Here is an 18,118-nt window from a genome sequence, read left to right on the forward strand (position 1 = left end):
AAATTTTGAAGTCTGTTTGTTCTCGAATGCTTTATGAATGGAGTACTTCTAGAATTTTTCAATCCTGAATATTAAAAATTTTTACTCTAATTAAAATGGGCCGTGGCTTAGCACTCTATCTTGCAATATTGTGTCTAACTGCTTTTGACGTTGTTGATAAGCTTTAGCAATACAACTTACACCAGCAGCACAAGCATTTCTTTTTTTCAGCCATTGCTGCTGAGCATCTTTTTGATTGTCCCGCCCGCCCATTGGTAAAGCATGCAGAACAATTTGATAAGTTGTTGCCATTTTTACATCTGCATCATTTAAGGAACGATTTTTACATATACTCTTTTCCGTTTTAGTTTTTGCAGCATCACACGAGAAACTTGCAGCTTGCAAATTCTGTGTAAAAGCAATACCACTAAAAAGAGCCAAACACATCGCTAATTTTTTGTTCATGATTTTATTTCCATGTTTTGTAATGAATAGAAATTAGTTTAGAAAAAAATATGCATAAGATGTGTAGAAAACTGTCTGTTTTATGCTTTTTTAGTGCAAGTAAAACTCATAAAAAAACCTCACATAAAATATATGTGAGGTGCCTGAGTCTAGGTTTATTATTATATTGTTCTATTTATTATTATGCTTAAAATTTATAGCTATAACCTAAAGTGTAAACAAACGGATTAATATCTAAATCAAACTTAGCACCATTTGTTAAAGTAACTTCCGGACTAATATCCATATAACGAACATCTACAAATACTCCCCAGTTTTTAGCATCAGCAGGCTGGAAATTAAAACCAACTTGCCCTGCTACACCAAAATCTTCTTTAACTTTGTCAGCAACCCCTTCTTCATCCCAAGGAATAAATGCGGTTGCACCAACACCTATATATGGTGTGAAACGTGTCGAGTTTTTAAAATGATACTTTGCTGTAATTGTCGGTGGTAACTGTTTAATACGCGCTACCTTGTTTCCATCTAACAAAACATCATGATTAATAGGTGTTGCTAATAATAACTCTGCCGAAAATGGAGATTGTCCAAAAAAGTATTCTACTGATGGCGTAAATGCATATTCATTATCTGCTTTTACCACACCCAAAGGAGTTGTTGTGTCTTCTGATGGAGCAATAACACTCCCACCAAATTTAACTTGCCAGTTACCAGCAAAAGTAAAAGAAGACATTCCCATTAATGCAACAACCAAAGCTTTTTTGAACACTTTAATATCTCCAAACTTATTTATATTTATAATAAACATGTATTTTAAAATCATGCAATACTTATTATAAAATTATTTTATCGTTTATTTTTAAATATCTGTTTTAAATAAAATTATATATTAACTGACTATTTTAATTGGTTTTAAATCCAACCTTATTAATCAAGATTATTTTATATTACCAACCATTTTAATATACTTTTTAATTCTGAGTATTTTAATATAATTTATTTTAAATACATCTTTTATTTGTTCAATAAAAAACCTTCTTAATTTAAATCTAAAGATCATCATTAAGAAGGTTAATCATTCAATATTTTATAAAAAACTTATAAAACCATTGCAGCAATCCAGCCAAAAATTAATAGCGGAATATTAAAATGAATAAATGTAGGTACAACCGTATCCCAAATATGATCATGTTGCCCATCTACACCTAAACCAGCTGTTGGTCCTAAGGTTGAATCAGAAGCTGGTGAACCTGCATCACCTAATGCTGCTGCCGTCCCAATAAGAGCAATAGTCGCTAATGGTGAAAATCCAAACTGTACGCATAAAGGTACATAAATGACAGCAAGTACAGGTACACTTGAGAAAGATGAACCAATACCAATTGTGACAAATAAACCAATACAAAGCATTAAGAAAGCCGCAAGTGCGCGATTATCTCCGATAATATCGACTACACCATTCACTAGCTGATTAATATCTCCCGTATGGGTCATCACTGATGCGAAGCCCGCAGCGGAAATCATAATGAAACCCACCAGAGCCATCATCCGCATGCCTTGTACAAAGACATCATCTGCATCTTGCCACTTAAAAATTCCAGCAGTAGATAAAACAGCAAAACCGACTAAACCGCCCAAAATCATTGAACCGGAATAGAGCTGTGCAGCGAGTGTCAGACCGATTGCAAGCAATGCCATAAAAATGGTTTTCTTCGCAATCACTGGCGCTTGCTCTGCCTCATGCTTTAACTCTTCAGCATCTGCTTTTAAGTCAGCTGTTTCGACTTGAGTAGTTGCACGAAGAGGCTTATCTAAATCAATCGTTGTGGTTGGCGTAATAGCACGATCGGCATAAATCCTTGGTTTACGGTAGCTAATAAATACAGCAACCAAAGTACCTAAAACCATTCCTAAAACTGGAATAGCCATGCCAATTGACATCATGCCACGCTCTACATGTAAGCCGTACGCCGCACCGACCTTGTTGATATTTCCCATCAAAATTTGTTCAAGAAAAATTGCACCAAACCCAACCGGAAGAAAAATATAAGTTCCGACCAAACCTAAAGTAAGCACACAGGCTGCGGCTCTACGGTCTAACTTTAAATGGTTCATTACCCGTAATAATGGCGGAACGAGTACAGGAATAAAGGCAATATGAACCGGGATAAGGTTCTGAGAGAAAATAGCTGAAATAAGTAAAATACCTAATAGTAGATATTTCACTTTAGTTTGACGACTTTTTCCCGCTTCCATTCCCAACAAACCAATAAGTTTATGAGCAAGTAAATCAGGTAAACCAGATTTTGAAAGTGCTAGAGCGAATGCTCCTAGCACCGCATAGGCAAGTGCGACTTCAGCACCATCACCAAGACCAGCGTTAAAGGCATCAACGGTTTGAGAAAGGCTTAAACCCGCTACGAGGCCGCCTACAATGGCAGAAACCACTAAAGTCAGTACGACAGAAACGCGTGCCAGTGATAATAAAAACATCACTGCAATCGCAATAACGACAGCATTCATGAATAAATTCAGAGCAAAACAAAAGGCGATATTCTATCAGATTCAGATCTATGAAGCCGAAAATATCGCCGAATTAACTGTTTTATGCAGTCACTCAATCATTAAGCTTGAGCCTTAATAAACTGACGAATATGATCTGCAATTTTCGCAGGCTCACTCAGAATTGCCCAGTGATTTGCCTCAAGCTCTACATATTCAAATTTTTCTACCCACTTTGGCATAGCCTCAGTGATATATTCAGGGCTTACAAAAGTATCATATTTTAAAATAACTGCTTTGACTGGACATTGCGCATAACGTTGACGTGGGCCAGTTAAACGAGGAATAAAATTGGCACGATATAAATTAATGCCATATTTACCATCAGCATTAATATTATTATTTAAAGGTAAATTACTTTTCCTCTCTAACTGAGTCAGCACTTTCCCCCATTTTTCAGGGCTAAAAAGAGACCACACTGTTGGTGCTAGTAATGGAAGATGGAATGCACCGATATACCAAGATTTGGTTAATATTTTTAAGATTTGGCCTGGTGAAGATTTAAATTTATCACGCAAAAATAAAGCTGCATGATCAAGACATGGCCCAGAAATGGTTGTGTATGATAATAACCGTCCTTTAAATTTAGGCTCAGTTACCGACTCCCAAGATTGAATTGAACCCCAATCGTGTGCAGCCATATGGAATTGACGATTTGGTAATAATTCATCAACCACTTCTTGTAAATCTAGAGATAAACGCTCTAAACGGTAATCACGAATACGTTTTGGTATAGATGACAAACCCGCCCCACGTACATCATAGGTGACAATGTAGAAGTCATTGATTAAATGTTCAATGATTGATTCCCATACTTCTTGATTGTCAGGATAACCATGTACTAAAACCAACGGTGTATTTTTTTCGTCGCCCCATGTCTTGGCACAAAGCGTTTGTTGGTCACTTGTTGTTACTGTGTGAACTTTTGGCTGCATAATCATTTCCTATCTTGTTTTTCAATCGATCATGTCGTTAGTCGGATAGAGCATTGCCATCATTATAAAAAAGATGATACTTATCTAGTATGAATACTGTTTCAATAAAAAAAATTGACTATTATGGCTATTTTAAGAAGACTTCAGAACAATCCTACGATTTCAAAATTTCTATTTAATCACTATCCTCCTTATCGGGGAGCAGGGATTTATATTGAAATCATGAATTTAGAACTTTGTCATGTACGAGTAAAAATGCCTCTGACTTGGAAAAACCAAAATTTGGTTGGAACGCATTTCGGGGGCAGTATTTATTCAATGGTTGATCCATTTTATATGATGATTCTGCTGCATCATCTCGGATCAAAATATATTGTTTGGGATAAAGCTGCTGAAATTAATTTTCTTTCCCCTGGTCGAAGCACTGTGCATGCAGATATTCGAGTCGACTTGGCTGAAATTGAACAAATTCGTGAACTTGCCGACAACTTCGAACCTGTTTTAAGAACCTATCATTTAAACATTTTTGATGAAACTGGAGTAAGAATTGCTGAAGTTCAAAAAACGCTTTATATCAGACGTAAAAAAGCAAAACCCTTTCAACAATAAAAATAAGCGCTGAATAAGCGCTTATTTTATTAATTTGCTAAATTTTTATTTTTTCTCTTCAATCGCTGCACCAGCACCACCACCAATCGCACCGCCAATTGCAGCACCAGAGTCACCACCCAATATTGCTTTACCTACCACAGAACCGATACCCGCTCCGATCGCACTCTTAGTCGTGGTTTGCTTACTACCGCCTTGGGTATTTGAACCAACACCAGCACCTACAGCTGCGCCTAAGCCTGCACCAACACCACCGCCTACATGGTTACCTAAGCCACCACCTAGTGCGCCACCTGCTGCTGCTGCACCAATACGCTGGTCAGATGGACTCATATTTTGACAACCTGTAAACATAAGCGTAGACAGCATCACAGCAGAAACTAATCCAATTGTTTTTTTCATGACCATACTCACTATTATCTGTTCTAATAAAAAGCATAATCCTCTTTTATGAGGAATTTGATCACATTGTGTTATTCGTCTGTCCTAATCGATTGATATTTTGTAAAGCTCTTCTATTCGCTCCTATCAGTCAAAATTAAGAATATGAAAAACACAAAAAAGAAGCCCTTATTAAAATAAGGACTTCTATGATTTAGCGATGAACAAGGGTACTTTTAGTACTTCCCTTTCTTCTCTTCATAGGCTGCGCCTGCACTACCACCTAGTGCTCCGCCTGCAGCAGCACCAGTATCGCCACCAATTATTGCACCACCTAACACGGCACCCACACCGGCACCAATTGCACTATTACGTACTGTTTTACTGTTGGATCCTTTTGCATTAGCTGCAACACCTGCACCAAGTGCAGCTCCTAGACCTGCGCCAATATTACCACCCACATGTTTTCCTACAGCCCCACCTGCTCCACCACCAATCGCAGCTGAACCAATACGTTTACTTTCTGGGCTTGCATTTTGACAACCAACAAGCAAAGTTGTTGACATCAGGCCAGCACTAACAATCATCATCATTTTTTTCATTAGATTTACTCCAGTCTTCATCAGCCTGTAGCCTAATATGTTTTTGTGGAGGGTTTATCCCCCTTAAGTAATAAAATAATGGCTCTTCAATATGTTTTTGTAATTACCACTTTTAATTGTTATAAATAAAAAAGGCACCCTTAGGTGCCTTTTTATTGCCAGTCTAAACTTAGAATTGTTCTGAGTTTAATGCTTGGCTGAATGCTTGGTCTACTTCACTGAAGTCATTGTGAAGCTCATGTTCAGCAGCTTCTGCTTCTTGACGACGACGTTCTAGGTGATATGCAAGACCAGTACCAGCTGGAATCAAGCGACCCACTACAACGTTTTCTTTCAAGCCACGTAAATCATCTTCTTTACCTGTTACAGCCGCTTCAGTTAACACACGAGTTGTTTCCTGGAACGATGCAGCAGAGATGAACGAGTCAGTAGAAAGCGATGCTTTAGTGATACCCATCAATAGACGTTCGAACTTCGCAGGGAATTTGTTCTGAGCCAAGACAGCTTGGTTCTCTTGAACAACGCGGATGTAATCCACTTGCTCACCTTTGATGAAGCTTGTATCGCCACCATCGGTGATATCAACTTTACGCAACATTTGACGTACGATAACTTCAATATGTTTGTCGTTGATTTTTACACCTTGGAGACGGTATACGTCTTGAACTTCGTTCACGATGTAGTTAGTTAATGCAACTTCACCTTTCAAACGTAAAATGTCATGCGGGTTTTGTGGACCGTCAGAAACAGTTTCACCACGGTTCACATGCTCGCCTTCGAACACGTTGATTTGACGCCATTTTGGAATCAACTCTTCGTAGATCTCAGAACCATCATCAGGGCTAATTACCAGACGGTTTTTACCCTTAGTCTCTTTACCGAAGCTTACAACACCTGAAACTTCAGCAAGAATTGCATGTTCTTTCGGCTTACGTGCTTCGAACAAGTCAGCTACACGCGGAAGACCACCGGTAATATCACGAGTACGTGATGTTTCTTGTGGTACACGACCAATAACGTCACCCACACCAATCGTTTCGCCATCGCGAACAGTTACGATTGTGTTTTGTGGCAAGAAGTAGAACTGTTCGCCGCCATCTGTTGTATCCAACACGATTGCAGGACGTAAATCTTTACCAGAAGCAGGACGAGCTGTTACAGGCAATATTTCAACGGTAGTCATACCAGTTGCATCATCAGTTTTTGATGTTGCAGTTACACCATCAGCGATTTGGCTGAAACGTGCTTTACCAGCAACTTCTGTAACAAGTGGATGCGTATGCGGATCCCAAGTCGCCACAATACCACCAGCTTCTACAGATTCGCCATCTTTCAACAAGATGCTTGCACCGTAAGGAAGTTTATAGCGCTCGCGTTCACGACCTAAATCATCGGCAATACCAATTTCACCTGAACGAGAAACTGAAACCAAGTGACCTTTTGCATGTTGTACAGTTTTCACGTTATGGAAACGTACAGTACCTTTGTTACGTACTTGAACACTGTTTGCAGCAGAAGTTCGGCTCGCAGCACCACCAACGTGGAACGTACGCATTGTTAACTGTGTACCTGGTTCACCAATAGACTGTGCTGCCATTACACCTACTGATTCACCTGGGTTAACCAAGTGACCACGTGCAAGGTCACGGCCATAACATCTAGCACATACACCAAAAGCAGATTCACAAGCAATTACTGAACGTACTTTGACTTCATCCACACCCGCTTCTTCAAGATGAGCTGCGATTTTTTCGTCAATTAACGTACCGCGAGGTAATACAACTTCATCATCAGACGCACGACGTACATCTTCAGCAGTTACACGACCTAATACACGGTCACGTAATGGCTCGATAACATCACCACCTTGAATGAATGGAGTCATCACTAGACCACCGGCTGTACCACAGTCAGGCTCAGTAATTACCAAATCTTGTGCTACGTCTACAAGACGACGTGTCAAGTAACCAGAGTTCGCAGTTTTTAATGCTGTATCGGCCAAACCTTTACGCGCACCGTGTGTTGAAATGAAGTACTGAAGTACTGTCAAACCTTCACGGAAGTTCGCTTTAATCGGCGTTTCGATAATCGAACCGTCCGGTTTTGCCATCAAGCCACGCATACCAGCAAGCTGACGAATCTGTGCCGCACTACCACGGGCACCAGAGTCAGACATCATATAGATGCTGTTGAATGATTTTTGCTTCTCGTCTTCACCTTGTTTGTTTTTCACAACGGTATAAGACAAGTTATCCATCATTGCTTTAGCAACTTGGTCGTTTGTACGCGCCCAGATATCGACAACTTTGTTATAACGCTCACCAGCAGTTACGAAACCTTGTTCGAACTGTTGTTCGATTTCACGAACTTCTGTTTCTGCTTTATCAATAATTGTGTGCTTAGTAGGTGGAATTAACATGTCTTCCATACCTACAGATACACCTGAACGAGTCGCTTGACGGAAGCCCAAGTACATTAATTGGTCAGCAAAGATAACTGTATCTTTCAAACCAAGTTTACGGTAACAAGAGTTGATTAACTTTGAGATATTCTTTTTAGTCATCTCAAGGTTGATCATGTCAAAGCTTAAGCCTTGTGGAACAACTTCCCAAAGCAAACAGCGACCTGGTGTTGTCTCAACAATAATAGTGCCGTGTTCACGTTCACCATCTTCATTGATAACAGTTTGATGCACACGTACTTTAACACGAGCATGAATCGCAACCTGACCAGTTGCAAGTGCACGGTTTACTTCGTGAGTATCAGCAAACACCATGCCTTCGCCTTTAGCATTTACTGCATCACGTGTGATGTAGTAAAGACCCAAAACAACGTCCTGAGAAGGAACGATGATCGGCTCACCATTTGCTGGTGACAAGATGTTGTTTGTTGACATCATCAATGCACGAGCTTCTAACTGTGCTTCAAGTGTCAATGGAACGTGTACCGCCATTTGGTCACCATCGAAGTCGGCGTTAAACGCAGCACAAACGAGTGGGTGAAGACGGATTGCCTTACCTTCAATAAGAATAGGTTCAAATGCTTGAAGACCTAAACGGTGAAGTGTTGGCGCACGGTTCAACATTACTGGATGTTGACGAATTACAGAAGCTAGAACGTCCCAAACTTCTGGAGTCTCACGCTCAACCATTTTCTTCGCAGCTTTAATGGTTGTTGCCTGACCTGAAGCTTGTAGTTTCGCGAAAATGAATGGCTTGAATAATTCAAGTGCCATTTTCTTCGGAAGACCACATTGGTGAAGACGTAAAGTAGGACCTACAGTAATTACCGAACGACCAGAATAGTCAACACGCTTACCAAGTAAGTTCTGACGGAAACGACCTTGTTTACCTTTGATCATATCTGCCAAAGATTTTAATGGACGTTTGTTAGAACCAGTAATTGCACGACCACGACGACCGTTATCAAGCAATGCATCTACAGACTCTTGTAACATACGTTTTTCGTTACGTACGATAATGTCTGGTGCTGCAAGATCAAGAAGACGCTTCAAACGGTTGTTACGGTTAATGACACGACGATATAAATCGTTCAAGTCAGAAGTCGCGAAACGACCACCTTCAAGTGGAACTAATGGACGTAAATCAGGTGGAAGTACCGGAAGTACATTCATCACCATCCATTCTGGCTTATTGTTTGAATCGTTGAATGCTTCCATCAATTTCAAGCGTTTAGACGCTTTTTTCAACTTCGTTTCAGAAGTTGTTTGAGGAATTTCTTCACGTAAACGTGCGATTTCAGCTTCAAGATCGATATCTTTTAATAAGTCCTGAATCGCTTCTGCACCCATTTTCGCAGTGAATTCATCACCGTGCTCTTCAAGAGCATTGAAGTATTCTTCGTCTGTTAAAAGTTGATACTTTTCAAACGGAGTCATACCTGGGTCAGTTACAACGTATGATTCGAAATACAATACACGTTCGATATCACGAAGCGTCATATCAAGTAATAAACCGATACGAGATGGTAACGATTTTAAGAACCAGATATGTGCAACTGGAGAAGCAAGTTCAATGTGACCCATACGTTCACGACGAACTTTCGCTGTAGTTACTTCAACGCCACATTTTTCACAAATGACGCCTTTGTATTTCATACGCTTGTATTTACCACACAAGCATTCGTAATCTTTTACTGGACCAAAAATTTTGGCACAGAACAAACCGTCACGTTCTGGTTTGAAAGTACGGTAGTTAATTGTCTCAGGTTTTTTAACTTCACCATGAGACCATGACTTAATCATTTCTGGTGACGCAAGACCAATACGGATACGGTCAAACTCAATTGGTGCATGACCATCTGAGTCCGTTTTCTTACGCATGATATCGAGCAAGTCTTTCAATTTTTTTCTCCGTGTGTCGGGAAGCAACGCTTACCCGACTGGGTCACAAATATTGTTTTTTCCTAAAAAATCGTGAGTCTTACGACTTAGTCACCATTTTTCAGTTCAATGTTGATACCTAAAGAACGGATCTCTTTGGTCAATACGTTGAACGATTCAGGCATACCCGGATCCATATAATGGTTACCATCTACAATATTCTTATAGATGCGTGTACGACCTTCAACGTCATCCGACTTAACAGTTAACATCTCTTGAAGTGTATATGCTGCGCCGTAAGCTTCGAGTGCCCAGACCTCCATCTCACCGAAACGCTGACCACCGAACTGTGCTTTACCACCAAGCGGTTGCTGTGTAACAAGTGAGTAAGAACCAGTTGAACGCGCATGCATTTTGTCATCAACCAAGTGGTTCAATTTGAGCATGTACATGTAACCTACAGTTACAGGACGATCAAACTGTTCACCCGTACGACCATCAAACAATACTGTTTGACCTGTACGCGAAATATCAGCTAATTCAAGTAAGTCTTTAATTTGGCTTTCTTCAGCACCATCAAATACAGGAGTAGCTAAAGGCACACCAGCACGTAAGTTGCCTGAAAGTGCTAAGACTTCAGCATCAGTTAAGCTATCAAGATCTTCTTGCTCGCCGCCGACTTTGTTATAAATCTTGTCTAAGAATTCGCGAAGTTCTAAAACTGTACGCTGTTCTTTCAACATTTTTTCGATTTTATCACCAAGCCCTTTAGCTGCCATACCCAAGTGAGTCTCAAGAATCTGACCCACGTTCATACGAGATGGTACACCCAATGGGTTCAATACGATATCTACCGGTACACCGTTAGCATCGTGTGGCATGTCTTCAACAGGTAAAATGTTAGATACAACACCTTTGTTACCGTGACGACCAGCCATTTTATCACCAGGCTGAATACGACGTTTAACTGCGAGGTAAACCTTAACAACTTTCAGAACGCCAGTTGTTAACTCATCACCAGTCGAAAGCTTACGTTTCTTCTCTGCAAACTTCTCATCAATTTCTGCGCTCTTCTCTTTCAAGAACACTTGAATTTGAGATAAACGTTCAGCAATTGCTTCGTCTGTAGGTTGGATTTCAAGTAAGTCAACAAGCTCTAAACCAGACAACATATCTTCAACGAGTTTGTCGCCACGTTTAGTCGAACCACCACCGTTAGACTCTTGGCCGTTAAGCAAACGAATTACACGCTCACGAGCTGCTTCTTCAAAGATCTTGTATTCTTCTTTCAAGTCTTTACGGTAAGCGTCAAGCTGTGCTTTTTCAATTGCCATCGCACGGTCATCTTTTTCTAAGCCATCACGAGTGAAGACTTGAACATCGATAACTGTACCTTTAGTACCAGATGGAACACGTAAAGATGAATCTTTAACGTCAGCTGCTTTCTCACCAAAGATTGCACGAAGCAATTTTTCTTCAGGAGTTAACTGAGTTTCACCTTTAGGCGTTACTTTACCAACAAGGATGTCACCAGCAGTAACTTCCGCACCGATATAAACGATACCTGACTCATCAAGTTTAGAAAGTGCAGCTTCACCTACGTTAGGAATATCAGCAGTAATTTCTTCTGCACCTAACTTAGTATCACGCGCTACACATGATAATTCTTGAATATGAATAGAAGTTAAACGGTCTTCTTGAAGTACACGCTCAGATAATAAGATCGAGTCTTCGTAGTTGTAACCATTCCACGTCATGAACGCTACACGCATGTTTTGCCCAAGCGCAAGCTCACCCATATCTGTTGACGGACCGTCTGCCAGAATGTCACCGCGAGCAATTTTGTCGCCTAAATTCACGATAATATTTTGGTTGATACAAGTGTTTTGGTTAGAACGTGTATATTTAATGAGGTTATAAATATCTACACCAGCCTCACCTGCAATCATTTCATCTTCGTTTACACGAATAACGATACGAGAAGCATCTACATATTCAATCGCACCACCACGGTTTGCGATCACACATACGCCTGAGTCACGTGCAACGTTCGCTTCCATACCTGTACCTACAAGCGGTTTATCCGCACGTAGAGTAGGAACCGCCTGACGTTGCATGTTTGAACCCATCAATGCACGGTTCGCGTCATCGTGTTCAAGGAATGGAATAAGTGATGCAGCTACAGATACAACCTGCTGTGCAGATACATCCATATGCGTCACTTTTTCAGGTGGCATACGTACAAAGTCACCTTGGTGACGAACAGAAACAAAATCTTCTGTTAAGTTACCATCTTTATCTATCGCAGAATCGGCCTGTGCAATAACAGTACCTACTTCTTCAATAGCAGAAAGGTATTCAACAGCATCAGTTACTCGGCCATCTACCACTTTACGGTAAGGTGTTTCCAAGAAACCAAAATCATTCGCTTTTGCATAAACAGAAAGCGAGTTGATCAAACCAATGTTTGGACCTTCCGGCGTTTCAATTGGACATACACGACCATAGTGAGTTTGATGTACGTCACGTACTTCAAAGCCCGCACGTTCACGTGTTAAACCACCAGGCCCAAGCGCTGAAACACGACGTTTATGTGTAATCTCAGATAACGGGTTGTTTTGATCCATAAACTGAGACAATTGGCTTGAACCAAAGAATTCTTTGATTGCAGCTGCAACTGGTTTTGCATTAATGAGATCTTGCGGAGATAAATTATCTGTTTCTGCTTGGCTTAAACGCTCTTTAACAGCACGTTCAACACGAACCAAACCAACACGGAATTGGTTTTCAGTCATTTCACCAACAGAACGTACACGACGGTTACCTAAGTGATCGATATCATCGACTTCACCTTTACCGTTACGGATTTCAACTAATGTACGTAATACATCAATGATATCTTCGTGCGATAAAATACCTTCTACTTCACGTGACTTCTGGTCAGTACCAACTTCGTATGGGCGACCCAAACGACGGTTGAATTTCATACGACCTACTGGAGATAAGTCATAACGTTCAGAAGAGAAGAATAAGTTATTAAATAAGTTTTCAGCAGCTTCTTTTGTTGGTGGCTCGCCTGGGCGCATTACTTTATAGATTTCAACTAATGCTTCTTCACGACCAGAAGTTGTGTCAGCACGTAATGAGTCAGCAACAAATGAACCACGGTCAATATCGTTCGTAAACAAGATATTGAACTGTTTAACACCGCCTTCTGCCAGTTTCACCATAACTTCATGGCTTAACAATGTGTTTGCAGGAATCACATCACCATTACGTAAAGTAATATCTTCGGCAGTGATACGCTCATACAAGTACTCATCAGGAACTGATAGCTTAGCTAAACCAGAAGCTTCCATTTGACGTACGTGACGTGCATTAATACGTTTACCTTGCTCAACAATGATTTTGCCATCATTGTCTGCAATATCAAATTGCGCCATTTCGCCACGCAGACGATCTGGAACGAGGTCAATTTGATAACTACCCATATCAAGATATACAGGCACTTTTTCATAGAACAAATTCAAAATTTGTTCATTGTTATAACCCAATGCACGCAACACAACAGTTGCTAATAATTTACGACGACGGTCAATACGTACATAAACTAAATCTTTTGCATCAAATTCGAAATCTAACCATGAACCACGGTAAGGAATAATACGTGCAGAATAAAGTACTTTACCACTTGAATGTGTTTTGCCTTTATCGTGATCAAAGAACACACCAGGTGAACGGTGTAATTGAGATACGATTACACGCTCAGTACCATTGATCACAAAGGTACCATTGTCTGTCATGAGTGGCATTTCACCCATGTAGACTTCTTGTTCACGTACGTCTTTAATAGATTTAGTTTCGCGATCTTTAATAATCAAACGAATTTTTACGCGCATTGGTGCCGCATAAGTCGAACCACGTAAAATACATTCACGCACATCAAACTCAGGCTTACCAAGGCTATACTCAACAAATTCTAAAGCAGCATTGCCAGAATAACTTTCTATAGGGAAAACTGAACGAAATGCGGCTTGGAGACCGATATCTTCGCGGTTTTTTGGAGATTTGCCACCTTGCAAGAACGTTCTATACGAATCGACCTGGATCGAAAGTAAGTACGGTGCTTCCATTACTTGGGGCAATTTACCAAAATTCTTACGGATCCGTTTCTTTTCGGTATATGAGTATGCCATCTGGAGTCCTCGGAAAGTAAACCAAGCCCGCCTGCAGAACGGGCTCAGAAGGAATTACACAGGCCGATATGGCCACCACTGTTTACAAATGCTGCAATTTTTAGTGGTATTAAAACGCTTAACAATATTTTTTAAAAAGAAAAATATTGGTAAACATTTGAAATTACTCTGATTATTCTAAAACACGACAATTATTGTACAGAACAAACAAAAATCGAGCCGATTATTGTAACGCAAAAAGGCTGATGACCCAAGAGCCATCAGCCATTTTATGGAGCCGATTTAAAAACCGACTCCTTTTACAATTACTTAAGTGTAACTGTAGCACCAGCTTCTTCAAGTTTCTTCTTAAGTTCTTCGCCTTCTTCTTTAGAAACGCCTTCTTTAAGAACTTGAGGAGCACCTTCAACTAGGTCTTTAGCTTCTTTAAGACCAAGGCCAGTTGCTTCACGAACTGCTTTAATTACAGCTACTTTGTTAGCACCAAAAGAAGTCAACTCAACGTTGAATTCAGATTGTTCTTCAGCAGCAGCAGCAGCAGGAGCAGCAGCTACAGCTACAGCAGCAGCAGATACGTTGAATTTTTCTTCAAAAGCAGAAATAAGTTCAACAAGTTCAAGAACAGTTTTTTCAGCAACTGCGTTTAGGATTTCTTCGTTTGTTAAAGCCATGAGATTAACTCCAAATGGGTATTGAATGGTGTGGAAGTAGATTTAAGCTTAAGCAGCTTCTGACTCGTTTTTCTCTTGAAGCGCTGTAAGTAAGCGACCCAATTTCGAAATAGGAGCTTGAAGAACAGATGCGAGCATAGTAAGCGCTTTTTCTTGGTTTGGAAGGTTTGCGATAACGCTAACTTCAGCACCTTGATAAAGTTTGCCGTCAAATGCAGCAGCTTTTAATTCAAATGCTTTGTTAGTTTTAGCAAATTCTTCAAACAAGCGTGCAGCTGCACCCATATCGTCTTCAGAAGTTGAGAATGCTAAGATTGTTGGGCCAACAAGGTTGTCATTCAAGATTGCAAATTGCGTATCTTGAAGAGCACGTTTAGCCAAAGTATTACGTACAACACGTGTAGCAACACCTAGTTTACGAGCTTCAACACGAAGAGCAGTTAATTGCTCAACAGTTAAACCTTGATAGTCAGCAACAACGGCAGCGAACGCTGTAGAAGCAGTTTGAGCCACTTCAGCAACGATCTGTTTTTTGCTTTCAATAAGAAGAGCCATTGTAAAACCTCCTAACGGTGATTTATGTACTCAAAAAAGTACACTCCCAATTCGCAAGTCAACAAAGATTTGACTTACACGCGGAGGAGGAATAAATCACACCACCGCGTCTACGCAGGCTGGGCTATTAAGAAGATATTCAAAAGAAGTCTCTTCGCCTGTGGTCTTTGACGCTGATAAATTTACATTTATCAATTCAAAGTCCGCCTGATGAGTGAGGAAACAAAGCATTACTTTGAATGGGTATAAAAAATCTATGATTTTTTATACCCTGCCCTCAATCAGGACTTTAAAATTCTTGACTAAGTTTTAAACTTAGTTAGAAACGTTGCTTACATCAACAGTAAGACCAGGACCCATAGTTGAGCTCAAAGTGATCTTTTTGATGTACACACCTTTAGAAGTTGCAGGTTTTAACTTTTTCAAGTCAGCAACTAAGGTTTCAACGTTTTGACGGATAGCAGCAGCATCAAAGCCTAACTGACCGATCGCAGCATGGATAATACCCGCTTTGTCTACACGGTAACGAGCCTGACCAGATTTAGCGTTTTTAACAGCATTCGCTACATCAGGAGTTACAGTACCAACTTTAGGGTTTGGCATTAAACCACGTGGACCAAGGATTGTACCGAGCTTACCAACAACACGCATAGCGTCAGGAGCAGCGATTACAACATCAAAGTTAAGGTTTCCACCTTGGATGCTTTCAGCAAGGTCATCAAAACCTACGATGTCTGCACCAGCTTCTTTAGCAGCTTCTGCTTGCGCGCCTTGAGCAAATACCGCTACACGTACAGTTTTACCAGTACCAGCAGGTAATGTAGTCGCACCACGAACAACTTGATCAGATTTACGTGGGTCTACACCAAGGTTTACAGCTACATCTAAAGATTCTTTGAACTTCGCAGCAGGTAAGCTGTTAAGAACTTGAACCGCTTCTTCCAAAGTGTAAACTTTGTTTGCTTCAACAGCAGCAGCAATGGCTTTTTGACGTTTAGTTAACTTTGCCATGTCTTATAGCTCCACTTCCAAGCCCATAGAACGTGCAGAACCAGCGATGGTACGTACACGTGCGTCTAAATCAGCACCAGTTAAATCCGGTTCTTTAGTAGTCGCAATTTCTTCTAACTGAGCACGAGTCAACTTACCAACTTTAGTTTTGTTTGGTACAGGTGAACCTTTTTGGATACCAGCAGCTTTCTTAAGAAGAATAGAAGCTGGTGGAGTTTTCATGATGAATGTGAACGACTTGTCGTTGTACACAGTAATCACTACAGGAATTGGAAGACCTGGTTCAACTTTTTGTGTAGCAGCATTGAATTCTTTACAGAATGCCATGATGTTTACACCACGTTGACCTAATGCAGGACCAATTGGTGGAGATGGATTTGCTTTACCAGCTGGAACTTGCAGCTTGATATAGCCGTCAATCTTCTTAGCCATTTTAAATACCTCTGGGTACAAACGCCGCTAGGCTCCCCAATGTTTACGCTACACTTTTATTACAACAACAATGCCCGATAAAATCGGGCGTTTTTCAACCAATCAAGATTAAATCGTTTTTTCGACTTGGCGAAACTCGAGTTCAACCTGAGTTGGTCGATTAAATACGTTAATCGTCAACGTTAAACGCGACTTCTCGTATTGAACTTCTTCCACCACACCTTTAAAGTCTGTGAATGGACCGTCAATAACAAGTAATTCTTCACCTGGTTCAAACATCGTCTTAGGACGTGGTGCTTCACCAGTATTACGTACACGCGCAAGAATCGCATCCGCTTCACGCTGAGTGATTGGTGCTGGTTTTTCAGGTGTACCACCGATAAAACCTAGAACCTTTGGACATTCTTTAACGATATGCCAAGTATCATCATTCATTTCCATTTCGACTAACACATAGCCAGGAAAGAATTTGCGCTCAGATTTACGTTTCTTACCATCCTTCATTTCTACCACTTCTTCGGTAGGAACAAGGACATCACCAAAGCTATCAGCAACAGCGCTACGCTGGATTCGTTCTGTAAGTGAACGTAACACTTGTTTTTCATAGCCAGAGTAGGCATGAATAATGTACCAACGTTTCATAGCTCTTTTACCCGATAATCAACTTAATTAACCAACCCAAACCATAGTCAAAGCACCATAAAACCAATGATGCAACAACTACAACCAATAGAACCTGCCACGATGTGGTGACTGTTTCTTGTTTTGTTGGCCAAGTTACTCGACGCAATTCGACTCGTGCATCTTTTAGCAAACGAACGAAGCCTTTACCTTGATGGGTGGCGTATAATAAACCTAAAGCCACAACGATACAAGCAAAAATTGCCCCAACGCGCACCCAAATATTGTTTGCAGGTGCCCAATGCGCTGGTAAATACTGATTCGCCATAACAGCTAAAACCAATAATGCAATCGCAATCACCCATAGAACAATATCTAGAGGCGAACCAGAACGAACAACTTCAGCAGAATTATTTCTTTGAGGAATTGGCGCGTCGCTCAATGCGTCACGCGATTTATCATTCGACATTTTTGTACTCGTCGTAGAACTCGCGACTTATTATATGAACAACTAAGCCAGCATCAAGCTTTTTATTTGAAAATATGGCAGGCCAGGAGGGACTCGAACCCCCAACATTCGGTTTTGGAGACCGACGCTCTACCAATTGAACTACTGACCTATAATGCAAGTTGAGAGCCAAAGCCCTCAACCTGAGACGTAATCCGTCACTATATTATGCTTATGCAGTTACTTTCGCAACAACACCAGCACCTACAGTACGACCACCTTCACGGATCGCAAAACGTAGACCTGGGT

15 protein-coding genes, 1 tRNA gene and 1 pseudogene are annotated in these 18,118 nt (G+C 40.6%); 1 reads left to right on the forward strand and 16 read right to left on the reverse strand.

The genetic code is table 11. The features are described from left to right. Positions 1 to 90 precede the first annotated feature (90 nt). The 4 genes from RMB13_RS11780 to RMB13_RS11795 form a co-directional block, all read right to left on the reverse strand. Entirely contained in the window at positions 91 to 444 is a 354-nt protein-coding gene (locus RMB13_RS11780; protein WP_311085321.1) for a lysozyme inhibitor LprI family protein, read from the reverse strand. A 187-nt stretch (positions 445 to 631) separates the two neighbouring features. Continuing rightward, positions 632 to 1,213 carry an OmpW family outer membrane protein gene (locus RMB13_RS11785; RefSeq protein ID WP_198496420.1) on the reverse strand — a complete coding sequence of 194 codons (582 nt, stop codon included), beginning with the start codon at positions 1,211 to 1,213 and terminating at the stop codon, positions 632 to 634. 329 nt (positions 1,214 to 1,542) lie between these two features. Further along, the gene (locus RMB13_RS11790; protein ID WP_004640760.1) at positions 1,543 to 2,967 is read right to left on the reverse strand and encodes a Na+/H+ antiporter family protein; all 1,425 of its coding nucleotides are present in this window, start codon (positions 2,965 to 2,967) and stop codon (positions 1,543 to 1,545) included. A 101-nt stretch (positions 2,968 to 3,068) separates the two neighbouring features. After that, positions 3,069 to 3,947, reverse strand: coding sequence for an alpha/beta fold hydrolase (locus tag RMB13_RS11795; RefSeq protein ID WP_311085323.1), 879 nt, complete (start codon positions 3,945 to 3,947; stop codon positions 3,069 to 3,071). 117 nt (positions 3,948 to 4,064) lie between these two features. Between RMB13_RS11795 and RMB13_RS11800 the strand changes: the two genes are divergently transcribed. After that, positions 4,065 to 4,550 (forward strand): DUF4442 domain-containing protein, encoded by a 486-nt coding sequence (locus RMB13_RS11800; protein WP_005045166.1) that lies wholly within the window; start codon positions 4,065 to 4,067, stop codon positions 4,548 to 4,550. A 45-nt stretch (positions 4,551 to 4,595) separates the two neighbouring features. On the opposite strand, the gene RMB13_RS11805 is transcribed toward RMB13_RS11800, so the two are convergent. The 12 genes and pseudogenes from RMB13_RS11805 to RMB13_RS11860 all read right to left on the reverse strand — a co-directional run. Beyond that, positions 4,596 to 4,952, reverse strand: a complete 357-nt coding sequence (locus tag RMB13_RS11805) for a hypothetical protein (RefSeq protein WP_003654509.1) — start codon at positions 4,950 to 4,952, stop codon at positions 4,596 to 4,598. Between the two features lie 215 nt (positions 4,953 to 5,167). Beyond that, complete coding sequence (locus tag RMB13_RS11810) at positions 5,168 to 5,533, reverse strand: hypothetical protein (RefSeq protein WP_005037251.1); 366 nt, start codon at positions 5,531 to 5,533, stop codon at positions 5,168 to 5,170. Positions 5,534 to 5,702: 169 nt separating this feature from the next. Continuing rightward, positions 5,703 to 9,896, reverse strand: coding sequence for a DNA-directed RNA polymerase subunit beta' (gene rpoC, locus RMB13_RS11815; RefSeq protein ID WP_017391399.1), 4,194 nt, complete (start codon positions 9,894 to 9,896; stop codon positions 5,703 to 5,705). Positions 9,897 to 9,982: 86 nt separating this feature from the next. Beyond that, positions 9,983 to 14,071: a DNA-directed RNA polymerase subunit beta gene (gene rpoB / locus RMB13_RS11820; RefSeq protein WP_311085324.1), complete on the reverse strand. Its 4,089-nt coding sequence runs from the start codon at positions 14,069 to 14,071 to the stop codon at positions 9,983 to 9,985. Positions 14,072 to 14,376: 305 nt separating this feature from the next. Further along, positions 14,377 to 14,742, reverse strand: a complete 366-nt coding sequence (gene rplL, locus RMB13_RS11825) for a 50S ribosomal protein L7/L12 (RefSeq protein WP_005037257.1) — start codon at positions 14,740 to 14,742, stop codon at positions 14,377 to 14,379. Positions 14,743 to 14,790: 48 nt separating this feature from the next. Next, a complete protein-coding gene (gene rplJ / locus RMB13_RS11830) occupies positions 14,791 to 15,297 on the reverse strand; it encodes a 50S ribosomal protein L10 (RefSeq protein WP_005037259.1) in 507 nt (168 codons plus the stop codon). A gap of 315 nt (positions 15,298 to 15,612) precedes the next feature. After that, on the reverse strand, positions 15,613 to 16,308 hold the full coding sequence (rplA, locus tag RMB13_RS11835) for a 50S ribosomal protein L1 (protein ID WP_003654501.1): 696 nt from the start codon (positions 16,306 to 16,308) through the stop codon (positions 15,613 to 15,615). Between the two features lie 3 nt (positions 16,309 to 16,311). Next, a complete protein-coding gene (gene rplK, locus RMB13_RS11840; protein ID WP_005037262.1) occupies positions 16,312 to 16,740 on the reverse strand; it encodes a 50S ribosomal protein L11 in 429 nt (142 codons plus the stop codon). A 108-nt stretch (positions 16,741 to 16,848) separates the two neighbouring features. After that, positions 16,849 to 17,382: a transcription termination/antitermination protein NusG gene (nusG, locus tag RMB13_RS11845; protein WP_003654499.1), complete on the reverse strand. Its 534-nt coding sequence runs from the start codon at positions 17,380 to 17,382 to the stop codon at positions 16,849 to 16,851. 7 nt (positions 17,383 to 17,389) lie between these two features. Beyond that, positions 17,390 to 17,830 carry a preprotein translocase subunit SecE gene (gene secE / locus RMB13_RS11850; protein ID WP_004640737.1) on the reverse strand — a complete coding sequence of 147 codons (441 nt, stop codon included), beginning with the start codon at positions 17,828 to 17,830 and terminating at the stop codon, positions 17,390 to 17,392. Between the two features lie 75 nt (positions 17,831 to 17,905). After that, positions 17,906 to 17,981: transfer RNA gene (locus RMB13_RS11855), tRNA-Trp, on the reverse strand. A 60-nt stretch (positions 17,982 to 18,041) separates the two neighbouring features. Beyond that, a pseudogene (locus tag RMB13_RS11860) lies at positions 18,042 to 18,118 on the reverse strand (elongation factor Tu); the annotation flags it as partial.

Source organism: Acinetobacter sp. V102_4 (assembly GCF_031799005.1).
Lineage (GTDB): Bacteria > Pseudomonadota > Gammaproteobacteria > Pseudomonadales > Moraxellaceae > Acinetobacter > Acinetobacter calcoaceticus.